General features: G+C 52.7%; 9 protein-coding genes and 2 pseudogenes. All 11 read left to right on the top strand.

Annotation, left to right across the window (positions count from 1 at the left end; genetic code table 11):
• The first annotated feature begins 68 nt into the window (after positions 1 to 68).
• The 11 genes and pseudogenes from BM205_RS20965 (at position 69) to BM205_RS20910 (ending at position 16,048) form a co-directional block, all read left to right on the top strand.
• A complete protein-coding gene (locus tag BM205_RS20965) occupies positions 69 to 1,097 on the top strand; it encodes an ABC transporter permease (RefSeq protein WP_092416812.1) in 1,029 nt (342 codons plus the stop codon).
• The gene (gene rbsK, locus BM205_RS20960; protein WP_092416811.1) at positions 1,098 to 2,081 is read left to right on the top strand and encodes a ribokinase; all 984 of its coding nucleotides are present in this window, start codon (positions 1,098 to 1,100) and stop codon (positions 2,079 to 2,081) included.
• Positions 2,056 to 2,389: pseudogene (locus BM205_RS20955) on the top strand (RbsD/FucU domain-containing protein). Before rbsK ends, BM205_RS20955 begins: the two are co-directional and overlap by 26 nt.
• A gap of 1 nt (position 2,390) precedes the next feature.
• On the top strand, positions 2,391 to 3,485 hold the full coding sequence (gene tal / locus BM205_RS20950; RefSeq protein ID WP_092416810.1) for a transaldolase: 1,095 nt from the start codon (positions 2,391 to 2,393) through the stop codon (positions 3,483 to 3,485).
• A gap of 271 nt (positions 3,486 to 3,756) precedes the next feature.
• Positions 3,757 to 5,769, top strand: a complete 2,013-nt coding sequence (gene tkt, locus BM205_RS20945; protein WP_092416809.1) for a transketolase — start codon at positions 3,757 to 3,759, stop codon at positions 5,767 to 5,769.
• A gap of 297 nt (positions 5,770 to 6,066) precedes the next feature.
• A complete protein-coding gene (gene pyk / locus BM205_RS20940; RefSeq protein ID WP_092416808.1) occupies positions 6,067 to 7,488 on the top strand; it encodes a pyruvate kinase in 1,422 nt (473 codons plus the stop codon).
• A 152-nt stretch (positions 7,489 to 7,640) separates the two neighbouring features.
• Positions 7,641 to 8,699: an adenosine deaminase gene (locus tag BM205_RS20935; protein WP_092416807.1), complete on the top strand. Its 1,059-nt coding sequence runs from the start codon at positions 7,641 to 7,643 to the stop codon at positions 8,697 to 8,699.
• Positions 8,700 to 9,979: 1,280 nt separating this feature from the next.
• Entirely contained in the window at positions 9,980 to 12,334 is a 2,355-nt protein-coding gene (locus tag BM205_RS20925) for a TonB-dependent receptor (RefSeq protein ID WP_092416805.1), read from the top strand.
• Positions 12,335 to 12,383: 49 nt separating this feature from the next.
• Positions 12,384 to 12,914: pseudogene (locus BM205_RS20920) on the top strand (IS5 family transposase); the annotation flags it as partial.
• Positions 12,901 to 14,589: a bifunctional UDP-sugar hydrolase/5'-nucleotidase UshA gene (gene ushA, locus BM205_RS20915; protein ID WP_371326516.1), complete on the top strand. Its 1,689-nt coding sequence runs from the start codon at positions 12,901 to 12,903 to the stop codon at positions 14,587 to 14,589. The pseudogene BM205_RS20920 and the gene ushA, both read left to right, overlap by 14 nt.
• 7 nt (positions 14,590 to 14,596) lie before the next feature.
• Entirely contained in the window at positions 14,597 to 16,048 is a 1,452-nt protein-coding gene (locus BM205_RS20910; protein ID WP_254783986.1) for a metallophosphoesterase, read from the top strand.
• The last annotated feature ends 341 nt before the right edge of the window (positions 16,049 to 16,389 follow it).

Genomic DNA, 16,389 nt, shown 5'->3' with positions numbered 1-16,389 from the left:
GACTTACAGCTAGAAGCACAGCGGGCAACGCTTAATTTCAGCCCTCAACACACGTGAAGGACAATACGATGACTACACAACTAAGCGATACACAATCTTCGGCGCCCCGTTCTTTATTGGGTACCGATGCGACCATCGGGAATTACTCAGCAGCACTCGTTCGCGGAGTCCGGGAATATCTCGGACTGGTGCTGGTGCTGGTTGGTATGTTGATTTTCTTTAGCTTTGCAAGTAAATATTTCTTTTCTTTAAAGACGTTTAGTACGATCGCCAACGAAATTCCGGCGCTGACAGTCATGGCGGTAGGCATGACCTTTGTCATGATTATCGGCGGCATCGATTTATCGGTTGGCTCGGTGCTGGCGTTATGTGGTGGCGTACTCAGCCTTGCCATGGTGACTTGGCAATGGGGTTTTATTCCTGCCGCAGCCTTGGCACTGTCGATCGGCTTCTTGTGTGGCATGGTCAACGGCTTGATCTCGGTCATCTGGTCCGTACCGTCGTTCATCGTGACGCTTGGCATGTTGGAAATCGCTCGTGGCTCTGCCTATCTGGCAACCAGCTCACGTACCGAATACATCGGCAACGCCGTGGCCTTCATCAGCGATCCGGTGATCGCGGGCATTTCGCCCGCCTTCCTGATCGCCATCCTGATTGTAGTCGCGGGTCAGGTGATCCTGTCTTATACCGTGTTTGGCCGTCACATGATCGGCATCGGTACCAATGAAGAAGCGATGCGCCTGGCCGGGATTCGCATCCGCCCGACCAAGACTGCAGTGTTCGCACTGTTGGGATTGTTGTCTGCGGTGGCAGCCAGTTTTCAGGTTTCACGGCTGGAGGCAGCCGACCCCAACGCCGCCGCCGGCATGGAATTGCAGGTGATCGCAGCGGTGGTGATCGGTGGCACCAGTTTGTTGGGCGGTCGCGGCTCTGTGATCAATACTTTTATCGGTGTACTCATTATTTCGATACTTGAGGCTGGCTTGGCGCAGATCGGCGCCAGTGATCCGGCCAAGCGAATCATCACCGGCCTGGTCATCGTCATCGCAGTGATCGTCGACATGTACCGTAACCGCACTAGCGCAGGAAAACACTAAATGAACAAACCTCGTATCACCATTGTCGGCAGCATTAACATGGATCTGGTGTTTAGCACATCGCGCATGCCTGCGGTAGGTGAAACCATATCGGGACAGGAATTTCACCAGATCCCTGGTGGCAAGGGCGCCAATCAAGCTGTCGCGGCTGTTAGGCAGGGTGCCGATGTGACATTGATCGGCAGAGTTGGTGATGATCATTTCGGCGATCATCTGCTGGCATGTCTGATCCAGGATGGCGTCGATATCTCCCATGTTGCGCGCCAGGTGAACATGGCAACTGGCGTAGCAGGCATCTTGGTCGACGGCGAGGGACACAACAGCATCGTGATTACGCCAGGTGCAAATCAGACGCTGTCAGTCGCCGATATAGACGCGGACGCGGCAATGATCGAGTCCGCTGAATTACTGGTCTGTCAGCTCGAAACATCGTTGAGCGCGGTTACCCGTGCGATTGAAATCGCACAGCAAAGTGGCGTACCGGTTATCTTTAACCCGTCACCGATGCAGCCCTTAAGTGCTGAATTGCTTCGCATGGTCGACTTTCTAATCGTCAACGAGACCGAAGCATCGCAACTGAGCGGAGTTAAGGTACAGGATCGCGAAAGCGCCGAATTTGCGTCCGTTAGATTGCTTGAGCGCGGGGTGGGAGTTGTACTCCTCACCATGGGCGCGCATGGCGTTTTCATTGCAGAGCAAGGTGCGAGCAAATTCATCCCCGCCGTTGCGGTGGAGGCCGTGGACACCACGGCTGCGGGCGATACCTTCACGGGGGCGTTTGCGGTTGGTCTGGCACGGGGATTGAGCGTGGTTGATGCCAGCGTGGTGGCCCAATATGCGGCAGCCCTGACCGTGACAAAATTTGGTGCGCAAACGTCGATTCCCCTTCGTCATGAAGTTCACCAATTTATGACCAGTCGGGGTGTTAACATCAAACAGTATGCGAAGGCGAGGCACTATGAAAAAAACCCCTTCGCTCAATAGCCCGCTGTCGCAATTTACCGCCGGGCTTGGTCATGGCGACATGCTGGTGATTGCCGATGCGGGCTTACCCATTCCTGCGCGTGGCATTGACCGAAATGCAGGTCCAAAAGGCAGTCGTCGCGCAAGAACTGGGGAGCGTCAGCCCGGCTATCGAAGCGACAATTTCCAGCCTCCTGCCAGACACGGCAGTGAGTCAGGTGTCGCATGCAGAGTTTAAAACAATGACCGCCGGCGCGCGGGCCATCGTACGTACCGGCGAATTCACGCCCTACGCAAACATAATTTTGATCGCAGGAGTGGTGTTTTGATATGAATGACGCAAACAATGTATGTGAGAGCAGCCGGTTGAAATCCATCGCTGCGCTAGGGCAGCAAATCTGGCTCGATAATCTCAGCCGCGAACTACTCGATTCCGGTGAACTTTCACGCTGGATTAGTGATGACGGCATTGCCGGCGTGACCTCCAATCCGGCCATCTTCTACAACGCCATCCGTACCGATCCGGCATATCAAGCGGCACTGCCTGCGTTGCGAGCAGCGCACGCGGATGCTGAAACGTGCTTTGAAGCGTTGGTGTTACCCGATATTCAACGCGCCTGTGATCTGCTTGCGCCGCTCTATAGCAGTAGCCAGGGCGTTGCTGGTTTTGTCAGCTTCGAAGTATCGCCCAACTTGGCCCATGACGTGGTGGGCACCATCATCTCTGCGCAGCGCTTATGGAAAGCAATAGCGCGTCCGAACGTGATGATCAAGATTCCCGCAACGCAAGCCGGTATTCAAGCGCTGGAGGAAGTCATTTTTGCCGGAATCAACGTCAACGTCACCCTGATTTTTTCTGCCAGACAGGGGCGAATGGTACGTGCGGCTCATCGCAGGGGCCTGCAGCGACGCATTGACGCCTCGTTACCGGTGGATGGAATTGCCAGCGTCGCTAGCGTATTCATCAGTCGCATCGATGCGATGGTTGATATGCAACTGCCGGACAGCGCCGCCATGTTGCGCGGAAAGGCTGCCATTGCAGCCGCCAAGATCGCCTACCGGGACTGGCAGCAGGATACCCAAGGGGCATTCGCACCGTTGGCGCGCGCTGGCGCACAACCACAATTGTTGCTTTGGGCCAGTACCGGCACCAAGAACCCCGCCTATCGCGACGTCATGTATGTGGAGGATCTGATCGGTAATGAGACGGTCAACACCGTGCCCGACGCCACACTGGCTGCGTTTCGCGATCATGGTGAAGCGCGCGGAACGACATTGTCTGACGATGTGGCTGCTGCAGAGTCTGTACTGTCTGAGCTGGTTGCCCATGGTATCGATCTGGAAGAAGTCGGTGCGAAATTGCTTATCACCGGTCTAACGCAATTCGAGGAGGCTTTCGTCAAACTATTGGCATTGGTCGAGTAGGCGGCGAGTTTTGCACGTCAAACCATCCTGTACCAGGAGCCCGCTGGATTTGGGGGACTGAGGCGAAAAGAATGACGGAGCGAGGACAGATTTTTCTGACTTTTGTATCAATAGTGAACTATTGGCCAAAACCCCCAGGAGAAATTGACCGCTCAGGCGCTTGCGCAGCCGACTCCTCCTAAGTACGACGGGCAACTAGTGTGCACCAGGGATGGCCATTTTTTAAATACGACGGTTTTGTCGTAGTTTTTTTGAAGCGAAGAACGGAATCATGGCTATATTCAAGGATTTTGAAACACCGGTATTCACTAATTTGACCTCGGCCATTCGCGCACTCGCGATGGATATGGTGCAGCAAGCCGGTTCCGGACATCCAGGCATGCCAATGGGCATGGCCGAGATCGCCGAGGTACTCTGGAACCATCATCTTCGCCACAACCCGGCCAATCCGCATTGGCCTGACCGCGATCGTTTCGTCCTCAGCAACGGTCACGGTTCTGTGCTCTTGTACGCACTGCTGCACCTGACCGGCTATGACCTGCCGATCAACGAGTTGAAACGCTTCCGTCAACTGCACTCCAAAACACCGGGCCACCCCGAGTTTGCTCTCACTCCCGGCGTAGAGACTACGACCGGCCCGCTTGGGCAGGGTCTCGCCAATGGTGTCGGCATGGCGCTCGCCGAGCGACTGTTGGCGCAGGAATTCAATCGCCCAGAATGCGATATCGTCGATCACCATACCTACGTTTTTCTGGGAGATGGTTGTCTCATGGAGGGCATTTCGCATGAGGCCTGCTCACTTGCCGGAACGCTGGGGCTGGGAAAACTCATCTGTTTTTACGACGACAACAACATTTCCATCGACGGCCATGTGGAAGGTTGGTTCACTGATGATACACCGAAACGGTTTGATGCCTACGGCTGGCATGTCATGCCGGGTGTCGATGGGCATGATCCTGTGGACCTGCAGGCAGCGATCGTGGCAGCCAAGGTAGTAACGGACAGACCTTCGCTAATCTGCTGCAAGACCGTGATAGGTATGGGGGCCGCCACCAAGGCGGGGACCTCAAAGGTGCATGGAGAGGCCTTGGGTGCGGCAGAGATCGCCGCTACACGGCCGCACATCAATTGGCACCATGGTCCGTTCGAGATCCCTGACGATGTTTATGCTGCTTGGGATGCACGCGAACGCGGCGCTGAACTTGAAGCCGTATGGAACGAGAAGTTTGCCGGATATCAGGCGCTCTATCCAACAGAAGCAGCGGAGTTCCAACGCAGAATTAAGGCTGAACTTCCTGCCAATTGGCAGGAACACGTGGTCGGGATGATCGATGCAATTCAAGCCAAGGGCGAGAACATCGCTACCCGCAAGGCTTCGCAGAACGCCATTGAGGGACTGGCGCCGTTACTGCCTGAGCTGCTGGGCGGATCGGCAGATCTCACCGGTTCGAATTTAACCAACTGGTCTGGCTCCAAACTGGTCAGCAAGAAGGTGGGCGGTAACTACATCTCCTATGGTGTACGCGAATTCGGTATGGCCGCGATGATGAACGGCATGGCCGTGCACGGTGGTTTCATTCCCTACGGTGGCACATTCCTTATGTTTTCGGAATACGCGCGTAACGCATTGCGCATGGCAGCGTTGATGAAAATTCGCACGATCTTTGTATTCACCCACGATTCCATTGGTCTCGGTGAGGACGGCCCTACACATCAGGGGGTGGAACAGGTGGCGACACTACGTCTGGTGCCCAATCTGGATCTGTGGCGGCCTTGCGATACGGTGGAATCAGCCGAAGCTTGGGTCGCAGCTATCGAACGCCATGATGGGCCGACTGCACTTGTACTCTCGCGTCAAAGCCTGCCGTTCCAGCCGCGTGATTCGGTGACACGAAGCCAGATCAGGCGTGGTGGCTATGTGCTGGCAGAAGCTCGCGGAGCGTTGCAAGCGGTGATTCTGGCTACCGGTTCGGAAGTCTCGCTTGCGATTGAGGCGCAGCAGGCTTTGGCGCAGGAGGGGATTGCGGTAAGAGTAGTCTCCATGCCGTCTACCAACGTCTTCGACCGGCAGGATCAGGCATATAAAGATACCGTTCTGCCGCGTGGCGTGCCGCGTATGGCGGTGGAGGCTGGGGTCAGCGATATTTGGCGCAAATATGTGTTGGATGGCGCTGTGATCGGCATCGATTGCTTTGGTGAATCAGCGCCTGCGGGCGACCTGTTCAGGCATTTTGGCTTTACTGTCGAAAATGTGATCAAGTTGGTCAAGGACATTTTAAGCTAGCTGAGAATGGTTATTTGACGAAGTAACCGTCCCCAGGTTTTGCCAGAAGACTCATCAAGGTTTGACGTATATATCGGCCGTTGTGAATCTTCTGTCTTGACCAAGAGAAAGAGATGGTATCGGGTTGCAGGCTGCAGCCACATCAGTGGAGTGATCGATGTGACTGCGTGCAATCAACCTCAGTTTTTGGACAACATGTTTGTGTGGGTAGGATGATGCTAGTTATATCTATGTATAACAATAACGAAGGCACTTATCTTGCATACAAATCGGTCGATCTTCTAAAGAAAGCTCATCATGCGTCGTCAACGTAAAGCAAAAATCGTCGCCACGCTCGGTCCCGCCACCGCGGACCAGAAAACCATTCAGGCGCTGTTCGAAGCCGGTGCCGACGTTTTCCGTTTCAACTTTAGCCACGGCAGCCACGCCGATCATCAGGAACGTTACGATATAGTGCGTGCCGTCGAGAAAATCGTCGGTCGTCCGATCGCCATCCTGGCCGATCTGCAAGGACCGAAGCTGCGCATCGGCACCTTCGCCGATGGCAAGATAGCGCTGCAAGCCGACCAGGAATTCACGCTAGACCGCAACAACACGCCTGGCAACAATCAACGTGTCTACCTGCCGCATCCGGAATTATTCGAGGTGATCGCCGGCGGCCAGGCACTGTTGCTGGATGATGGCAAGGTAAGGTTGGAAGTGCTGGCATGCGACGGCCAGTCTATCCACACCCGCGTGGTCAACAGCGGTTCGCTGTCGGACCGCAAGGGCGTCAATGTGCCGGATGCGGTATTGCCGATTCCGGCCCTGACTGAAAAAGACAAGCGTGATTTGAAATTCGCGCTGGAACTGGGCGTCGACTGGATCGCGCTGTCCTTCGTGCAACGGCCGGAAGACGTACTGGAAGCGCGCGCCTTGATCGGCGATCGCGCCAGTATCTTGTCGAAACTGGAAAAGCCGGCAGCGCTGGATCAATTGGATGCGATCGTCCAGGTGTCCGACGCCATCATGGTTGCGCGTGGTGATCTCGGCGTGGAGTTGCCGCCGGAACGCGTGCCGGGCGTGCAAAAGCGTATCCTGCGCGTCTGCCGTCAGCACGGCAAGCCAATCGTGATCGCAACCCAGATGCTGGAATCGATGATCACTTCGCCGGTGCCGACCCGCGCTGAAACGTCCGACGTTGCCAGCGCCATCTACGACGGCGCCGATGCTGTGATGTTGTCGGCTGAATCGGCCAGCGGTGCTTATCCGCTACCGGCTGTGGCGATGATGGATCGCATCATCACTGAAGTCGAACGCGATCCTCTGTACCAGAACATGCTGGACGCCCAACACGAATCGCCGTTGCCGAACCGCAGCGACGCTATCTGCACGGCCTTGCGGGACGTCACCCGCATCATCGGCGCCAAGGCGACGGTGACCTACACCAGTTCCGGCCACACCAGCTTGCGCGCAGCGCGTGAACGGCCAATGGCGCCGATTCTCAGCATTACGCCTAAGCTGTCCACAGCGCGCCGGCTGGCGCTGGTATGGGGCGTGCATTCGACCATCAGCGATCAGATACATAACGAAAGCGAGATGGTAACCGCCGCTTGCCAGACCGCCGTCAAAGAAGGTTTTGCCACGGCAGGTGACCAGATCGCCATTACCGCCGGCATGCCGTTTGGTCAGTCGGGCAGCACCAATTTATTGCGCCTGGCGGAAATCTCGCCGCAATAAGCATTTTCAGCAACGCTACGACATCGTGCGTGCGGCCGAGAAAATCGTCGGCCGCCTGACAATAATCAACGGGATTCCCGTCAAACTGTCTAGCGGGGCTAGTGAATCAGCGATATATACGAAATACCAGGTTCTTTATAAGGTAGGTACACATGAATTCAATAAACATCACGGCACCCTTGGCAGTCGACATAATTTCCTTCATCGAAGGCTTGCCGAAAGCGGAATTGCACCTGCATATCGAAGGCACGCTGGAACCTGAACTGCTGTTCTCGCTGGCCCAACGCAACAACGTCAAACTGCAATACGCCTCGGTGGAAGAGCTGCGCGCCGCTTACGCCTTCACCGATCTGCAATCGTTTCTCGACCTGTACTATGCCGGCGCCGCAGTGTTGCAGACCGAACAGGATTTTTACGACATGACGATGGCCTACATCGTCCGCTCGCGTGCCGACAACGTGCGCCATTCGGAAATTTTCTTCGATCCGCAAACCCATACCGAACGCGGCATCGGCATCGATGTGGTATTCGCAGGCATCGCCCGCGCCTTGCGTGAAGCGCGCGACCAATACGGTTTCAGCAGCGCCATGATCATGTCGTTCCTGCGCCATTTGTCGGAAGAAAATGCCTTCGCCACCCTGGAAGAAGCCCTGCCCTTGCGCGCGCAATATCGCGACCTGTGGATCGGCATAGGCCTGGATTCCGCTGAACGCGGCAACCCGCCGGAAAAATTTGCACGGGTCTTCGCGCGTTGCCGCGAACTCGGTTTTCACCTGGTTGCCCACGCCGGCGAAGAAGGTCCGCCGCAATACATTGTGGACGCACTCGATGTGCTGCATGTGGAGCGCATAGATCACGGTGTACGCAGCGAAGAAGACCCGACTCTGATGAAACGGCTGGCGCAGCACCGCATTCCGCTGACGGTTTGTCCGTTGTCCAACCTCAAGTTATGCGTGGTCGATGATATGCGTAACCACAACCTGGCGCGCCTACTGCAAGCCGGCCTGGCGGTCACCGTCAACTCTGACGATCCGGCCTATTTCGGCGGCTACATGAACGCCAACTTCCTTGCAGTAGCGGCAGCGCTGCGCTTGAGCCGCACCGAGATGGTGACGCTGGCGCGGAATGCGTTTGAAGCAACTTTCTTGCCGCTGGCTGCCAAGCAGCAACTGCTTCTGGAGCTAGACGATTATTGCAAAGCCGCCACTTAGCCAAGTGTTCGAATCCCTAGAGCTACTTATCAAGAAAGCGCCATAACAAAAAGATCAGCCATTCTGGCACTCTCTGTCGGCCCGGCGAATCCGATCGAAGGCCAAGTTTAGCTGCTTGGCCTTCGAAGTAAATTGCCGGGAGACCTCGCTGTTTCAAAAATACGAGTCGTTGCAGGTTGTAACTCACGGCCTTGAGGTTCAAGGCGAACGTGGTGCGCACGATTCCCATGCAGCACACCAGCTTGCCACACATCTGTCTCATGGCGCCAAAAATGTGTTCGATGCGGGCGCTTGTGCGGTGATGCGCCGGTTGCGCTGCTTTTGCTTATCCGAGATCTGTTTCGTGGCGCCGCCTTTTCGCTGGATAGGCTCGACGGGAATACCGAAACCCAGCCAGTACGCTCAGAAACTACCTTTCCATTGATGCGCTTCTGCCCGGCTCCCCCTAATTTTACTCAGCATGGAAATGTGCCTCGAATAGAGAAAATACCAGAGCTTCAACCACTCTTTTTATTAACCCGGATTGGTATATTCTCAACGCACAATTTGGTCGCCGTCACAAAAAAACAACAATAGGTTCGTACCAGTAACACTCCCGTCATATAAACACACTAAAATCTGCGTCGTCGATCCTGAATAGATCAGGAGAGCCAATGCTAACGCTGGTTTTCCAGATAGAAGCGGCTTCTGAATTTGCAGGGATATGAAATATTTCCATTCAAATTCTTGCAAATTCTGGCGACGTTGTCATCGGTAAAATGCCTGGGATCCACAATCTGCCCAGTTGTTCGGCTATCCGTTGCCGGCGCATTTGAATCAGCGCCACGAGCATCGTTTCCGCTCCCGACAGGAACAAACCGAAGGCGATCTGATCGGCCGCAAGGGATCTTTCGGATAACCGTTTCCAGCTACCTACAGAACCATTTTACAAATACTCCTTGACTATTGGTACGTACCAATACAATATACCTTACCGCAAAATAGCAAGCATCGAAACACTGCGACGCTACGATTTTATTCGTGTGTTTGGCTCCCACCGCGTGACGGCATTTCAGATGCTAAAAGACGTTAAAAAGAGACAACTCGAAAAGATTTTTCGACAATAAGCATGCTGCTATTTTGAGATTTATCCAAGTAATCGCTAGTCTGAATAGTTGATGTGTTGAGAAGAATTTTTTAATTCATTTGACTTCAGGTTACGGCTACTTTGAAAAAACAGAACGAAAAAAATGCTCTAACGGAACAGAATTTTTGTTGTTAATAATCTTGGGGGGAACCACATGAACGCGCAAATCAATAACGCAGTTAAAATACTTATCTTGCTGTCCTCTATGCAAGCAGCCTGTGCAAATGCTCAGACTAGCGTTGCTGGCGGCAGTGACGCAAAGCCTGACGCCACTGACAATGATGCAAGTCAAACGACAAATCAATCTGACAAGCAGGGAAAAAGTAACAAGGTAAGTCAAACGCCTGATAATAAAAAAAATAGTGGGGTGCAAACCGTTGAAGTAGTTGGCTTCGCAGAGGCAGTAGGATTTAGTGCAACGCGAGCCAACATAAAAATAACAAAAGAGGACCTCAGTTATTATGCTCCTGGAGTGAGCGGCGACAAGATATTGGAACTTGTGTCAGGTATTCAACAAGGCAGTTCTAGTGCACTTGGCGGCAGCACATTTGATTCAACTATCAACATGCGTGGTTTTGAAAAAGATAGCATAGGATTTTCAGTGGATGGAATTCCAAATGGCAGAACAACATTAGGCGGTGGTGCGGTGCCATCACGGTATTTTGATAGTTCCAATTTAGCAAGCGTTCAGGTTTCACAGTCAGCTGGCGAAATTGGTGCACCGAGCAATCAAGCATTGGCTGGGCAAATCAATTACGTGACTGCTGAACCAACAGATACTTTTGGTGCGAAGGCTGAGTTGGGGTATGGAAGCGCCGATTCAAAACGCGCCTATGTATTGATAAACACTGGAGAAATTGCCGATGGCTTGAAAGGTTATATCAGCGCTTCCAAAAATCAATCCCAGGTCTCCTATGTTTCCGATCCTTCTGGCGATAATACGCAATCTCATGTCGACATGAAGGTAGTCAAGGAATTTGGGAACGGTGCCGAACTAAAATTCCGATACTCATATAACAATATAGATGAAACGAGCGCTGCCAACATCGTTACGCTTCAAAGCTTTAAAGCCAATCCAACTGTAGACGGGTATACGGATAGTTGGAATGGTAAAGCAGCATCGGATGTTAACTATCGAGGCTTTTATGGTAATCCAAGAACAGACCAATTGGCTTACATTGCAGGCTCTATACCAGTGTTCGGCAATGCGATACTTGATGTAAAGGTCTATAATGCGCGCCAAGATGGTGTTGGAAAATATGCAAATTTAGGTAGTGCCTATTCGGCCCTTAACGGTTCCGCAAACAGTATTTACTACCGAGCAAATGACTACTATACCGACCGGAACGGAGCGTTAGCAGAACTTTCCGGATCCAATGGAAATTATTTTGCGTGGCGTGTTGGTGCATGGGCTGAGCAATATCATGCAAACCAAAACAGAAACTTTTATTTGCTGACAGATCCTACGGTCAGCCAAAATTATAGTTCGACATCAAGTTTAACAAGTAGTGACCTCCATTGGCATGATTCAACAAAGCTACTCTATGCCGCCAATACTTCAAAGCTATTAGATGGGAAATTTAAAATCGATTATGGCGTAACTTTTCTCCAAAGTTCGGTTGATTTTAATGCCCCTATATACAGTGCAACATCCTCAAAAGCTTCAAGCAACAAATACAACTATGTAAATCAAGCAGATGCAAATTCCGGAATATTGCCAAAAATTGGTGCGCTGTATAGCTTAAATTCCACTACTCAAGTGTTCGCTGGATATGCCAAGAATGCCGCAAGTATAGGAGACCCTACAGTACAGGCAAATGCCACACCAGCGTCTTCCCCAGGAAATACAATAAATAAAATGGACACCGCGGATGCGTTCGATTTTGGTGTGCGCCAAAAAGGGGACAACCATTCGGTCGCGCTTCAAACATTCATCATACGTGCGAAGCAAACTTTTGCATCTGACATCTTATCAACTTTAACCAAACAAAATATTGCTGAGGGACGCAACGTAAAGGGAATTGAACTCAACTATAAACAAAGGTTTGGCAATTGGACGCTATATGCCGCCGCAACAGTTCAACAATGCAAATATGACCTCAGCAACGTAGATGCGAATGGGTATTCTGCTGTTGGGTTTATCCGAAACAATGCAGATTGTGTAGGAATTGCAAATAAGAATTTCTTTTCCGAAATAACATATAAACCAAACGCAGCACTTAAATTTGCTGGCACTGTCAAGATTAAATCAAATATGGCTGGCTACTATGCCAATCCAAACGTTGCAAACTCTGGGGTAAATGAAACTGTTAATGGCGTAGCATTGTTTGGTTTAAACATGTCATACAAAATGTCTGGACAGATGGTCGGTATTAATGTCGAGAATTTAACAAATAGGCATTATATCTCGGGTATCGCACCTGAACTTGAATCATCGTCATCAGCATCTGGTCGCTATTTTATAGGTGCGCCACGAACTGTGTTCCTTTGGTACAGGGCCGAAATTTAATAGTTTATTAACACCTTAAAAACCACGTCCTAAGGACGTGGTTCAGTAGTGTTTTGGCCAATCCGATGAAGGTATTGAAGAGGCGATCTACGACAGTCAGGCCATTTGCGGCTTTGTCTGTATCGATCTGAATCGTGAGTCGGCTCCGGATGCGACGACGTTGCTGAACTTTCGCCGATTGCTGGAAACCCACGATCTGACACACAAGATATTTGAAACAATCAACGCCTATCTTGCTGCCAAAGGCATGCTGATGCGCGAAGGTACGATCGTTGACGCCACACTGATTGCCGCGCCGCCGTCGACGAAGAACCGCGACAAGGCGCGTGATCCGGAAATGCATCAGTCAAAGAAAGACAATGACTGGCACTTTGGCATTAAACGCCACATCGGCGTAGACGCGGCGTCCGGTCTTGTGCGCACCGTGATCGGAACAACCGGTAACGTCGCTGACATGCCGCAGACCCATGCGGCGCTGCATGGCTAGCAAATCTCCGCCCTTGGTGACGCCGGCTATCAGGGCGTCGTGAAGCGTGAAGAAAATCAGGGGAAGTCTGTGACTTGGCATGTCGCGCTGCGCTGCGCCAAGCGTCGAGCTATACCTAAAAACCAACTGTGACTTACCTTTGAGAACGCAAACGATGATCGAACCGCGACGAGTGTATTTACTTTGCCCGGCAATCCTGCTGGCACTAAGCGCTTGCAGCACGGGAAACATGGCGCCAGCCAACTCGCCTGTGCGATTAACAATTTTGCACACCAACGATCATCACGGTCACTTTTGGGAAAATGCCGACCATGAATATGGTTTGGCAGCCCGTAAAACGCTCATCGATCGAGTTCGTGCAGAGGTAAAGTCGGAAGGGGGAGTGACCCTGGTGCTTGATGCCGGCGATGTTAACACAGGCATCCCAGAATCGGATCTGCAAGAGGCGGAACCTGATTTCCGAGGCATGTCCTTGGTCGGTTACGATGCAATGGCGGTAGGCAATCACGAATTCGATAAATCGCCAGCCGTTATGCAACATCAGCAACGTGAGTGGTCGAATTTCCCCTGGCTGTCGGCCAATATTTATCAGAATGGGGCGCATTTATTTTCGCCATATCACATCTTTAGCGTCGGCGGCCTACGCATAGCCGTAATGGGATTAACTACGAACGATACGGCCAAGATGGGTGTAGCCGAACGTTTTCCCGGCGTACAATTCCGCCCCCCTATCGATGAAGCCGCTACGCTGGTTCCTGCACTACGCCGCCAGGCTGACGTGGTTATTGCACTGACTCACATGGGGCATTACCCAGACGGCAAGCACGGCGTCAATGCTCCCGGCGACGTCGAGTTGGCCCGTGCAGTACCCGGCATAGACATGGTGGTCGGCGGGCACAGCCACAATGCCGTCTGCATGCTGGAACCGAATGTACGCAATGATGCCTACGTGCCAGGGGCGCCTTGCGCACCTGATCGGCAAAACGGCGCATGGATTGTGCAGGCTGCGGAATGGGGAAAATTTGTCGGCCGAGCGGATTTTGAACTGCGCAACGGCAAGCTGGAATTAGTGAAATACCGGCTGCTGCCAGTTAATCTGCATAAGATTGCAAGTGGTGCAGTGACATCCCGCCCGTACACCGAAGAAATTCCCGAGGACAAACAGATGCTGGCGCTGCTTCAGACCTTCCGCGACCGCGCAGGAGGCAAGCTGCTGGAAAAAATCGGCCGCACCAGCGGTAGTTTTGACGGCGTGCGCCTGCATGTACGCAACTACGCAACCAATCTTGGACGCCTGATCACCACCGCCATGATGAAAAAAACCGGAGCCGATCTGGCTCTGATCAGCTCCGGCAGCATTCGCGATTCATTGCCTGCAGGCGTGGTGACATATCGGGATCTGTTAATGGTGCAACCCTTTGGCAATCACATCGTGGTCGTGTCCATGCGCGGCGACGAACTGCAAAACTATTTACAGGCTGTGGCACGCATGACACCCGGCTCCGGCGCGTTCGCCCAATACGCAGGCATGCGCATGCAGCTTACGTCTGACCGCCGAATTGCAAGCATCACCATTGGCGGCAAGAATATCGATCCGCAGGCAATTTATCGCATCGCAGTGAACAGTTTCATTGCAAAAGGCGGCGATGGCTATCCTGATTTGAGTCGCCATCCGGACAATTTCGATACGGATCTGTCCGATGTTGCCGTGTTGCGCGATTATATCGCCGACCACGATTTACTCAATCCTGAAGACTTTATACCGTAAAGAAAATATGATGAAAACCATTTGGCAAAGTAACGGCATATCCGAAGCCGCCAGGCAACTCTGTCAAGCAGCAATCGGCCTGATTGTTTTATCAGGGTTAGCCGGTTGCGCGAGCATCAAGCCGGACACCGCAACAGTCGACGACGCCCATGTGACGGCAGCCTGGGTCGAAATGAGCGGCGGCAACCAAGCTATCGCGCGTGCCAATACTACACTGGCTCAGTGCCCAATGATTTCATTCGATGGTACCCAGACTCGGATGAACTTGCGTGCTGCGGCAGCAACCATATCCCGGCGGCCAACCATCAGCGCCGTTGCCGACTCCAAACCTTCAGTATTTGCCACGGCAACGTGCGAAGCTCCCTTACCGCAGCACGTTACGCAGATAACCATTGGCGCGCGCGCCCTGCCGGTACCCAGGGCCGAGCCACAACGTATTGTCATACTTGGCGATACGGGTTGCCGCCTTAAAAAAACGGACCGTATTTTCCAGGACTGCAATGATGAAGCCGCATGGCCTTTCCCACATGTGGCAGAAAAGGCAGCTAGTTTCAAGCCCGATTTGGTACTTCATGTTGGCGACTATCACTACCGTGAAACCACTTGTCCTGACAACTCAGAAGGTTGCCAAGGAAGTGCATGGGGCTATGGATCCGATGCTTGGTTTGCCGATTTTCTACAGCCAGCAGCACCTTTATTAGCTGCAGCTCCGTGGGTGTTTGTGCGCGGAAATCATGAAGAGTGCGCCCGTGCCGGTCAAGGTTGGTTCCGCTACTTCGACTCCAGGCCATATCAACCCGAACGCAGTTGCGACAATTCTGACAACGACCATAATGCCAATTATTCAGAACCCTTTGCCGTCAACCTGGGTGCGCATACCCAATTGATCGTGTTCGATTCAGCCAAGCTGGGGCAGATTGCGTTGTCGCCCACGGATCCGCAATACATCAAATATCTAGGACAGTTTCAAACTGTGGCTCGATTGGCGGCCAAACCGGGCGTGCGAAGTATATTTACCAGTCATCATCCTGCGTTCGGCTTTGTGCAGTATGGACATGGCGGTCCGGTAGGCTTTGGCGCGGCGCTGCAATCAGTTATGCGTGCGCTCTACCCAGATACTTATTTTCCGCCAGAGGTAGAACTTGCTATCCACGGTCATGTTCATAATTTCCAAGCACTCAATTTTTCGTCGAATCATCCTGCCACCTTCATCTCCGGTAACGGCGGCGATGTTGTCGACCCCAATTTTCCAGTACCTTTTCCTGCCGATGTTACGCCCGCTCCAGGAACAACACTTGAGAGCATAGCGCACACCAATACCTTTGGCTTTATGACGATGGAGCGAGATGGAGCAGATTGGATATTTAAGGTCTATACACGCGGTGGTGAAAAAATGGCGATGTGTACAATGCCAGCGCCTGGCAAAATCCATTGTGATAAAACCGACTATATAGGATGAACGTCTAATCAGCTATCCGGACAAATGCGGCGACCCGATAAGAGACCTAGGTTGAGCGGATTTTCGGGTACTGCGTCCTCCTATGTGCGTAAAGAGTCGTCCGCGCAGGTCGATATAAGGCGGTCTAAGACCTGTAACGGCCGAGGTGGGGTCGCGCGAAGAACACTAGCCACCGGCGAGAGCTACCCCACCTCAGCTACCCAGGCTCAGTCACATCGCCGCATTTATCCGGATACCCCACTCTTGGAAAGCCGAGTTTCATTATTGTATTTTTGCTCACGACAAATGAATCCAAAAACTCCGCCTTCCATAACCGCCTGTATGTCATTTCGAACGAAAGC

The organism is Collimonas sp. OK307, assembly GCF_900113705.1.
In the GTDB taxonomy this organism is placed as follows: domain Bacteria; phylum Pseudomonadota; class Gammaproteobacteria; order Burkholderiales; family Burkholderiaceae_D; genus Collimonas.
Note: the sequence above shows the minus strand (reverse complement) of the source record. Positions and strands in the feature narration are given on the sequence as shown.

Bases quoted from the DNA above. Each gene is read 5' to 3' on its own strand.
- BM205_RS20965 (WP_092416812.1), top strand. From the start codon at position 69: ATGACTACACAACTAAGCGATACACAATCTTCGGCGCCCCGTTCTTTA.
- rbsK (WP_092416811.1), top strand. From the start codon at position 1,098: ATGAACAAACCTCGTATCACCATTGTCGGCAGCATTAACATGGATCTG.
- tal (WP_092416810.1), top strand. From the start codon at position 2,391: ATGAATGACGCAAACAATGTATGTGAGAGCAGCCGGTTGAAATCCATC.
- tkt (WP_092416809.1), top strand. From the start codon at position 3,757: ATGGCTATATTCAAGGATTTTGAAACACCGGTATTCACTAATTTGACC.
- pyk (WP_092416808.1), top strand. From the start codon at position 6,067: ATGCGTCGTCAACGTAAAGCAAAAATCGTCGCCACGCTCGGTCCCGCC.
- BM205_RS20935 (WP_092416807.1), top strand. From the start codon at position 7,641: ATGAATTCAATAAACATCACGGCACCCTTGGCAGTCGACATAATTTCC.
- BM205_RS20925 (WP_092416805.1), top strand. From the start codon at position 9,980: ATGAACGCGCAAATCAATAACGCAGTTAAAATACTTATCTTGCTGTCC.
- ushA (WP_371326516.1), top strand. From the start codon at position 12,901: ATGTCGCGCTGCGCTGCGCCAAGCGTCGAGCTATACCTAAAAACCAAC.
- BM205_RS20910 (WP_254783986.1), top strand. From the start codon at position 14,597: ATGATGAAAACCATTTGGCAAAGTAACGGCATATCCGAAGCCGCCAGG.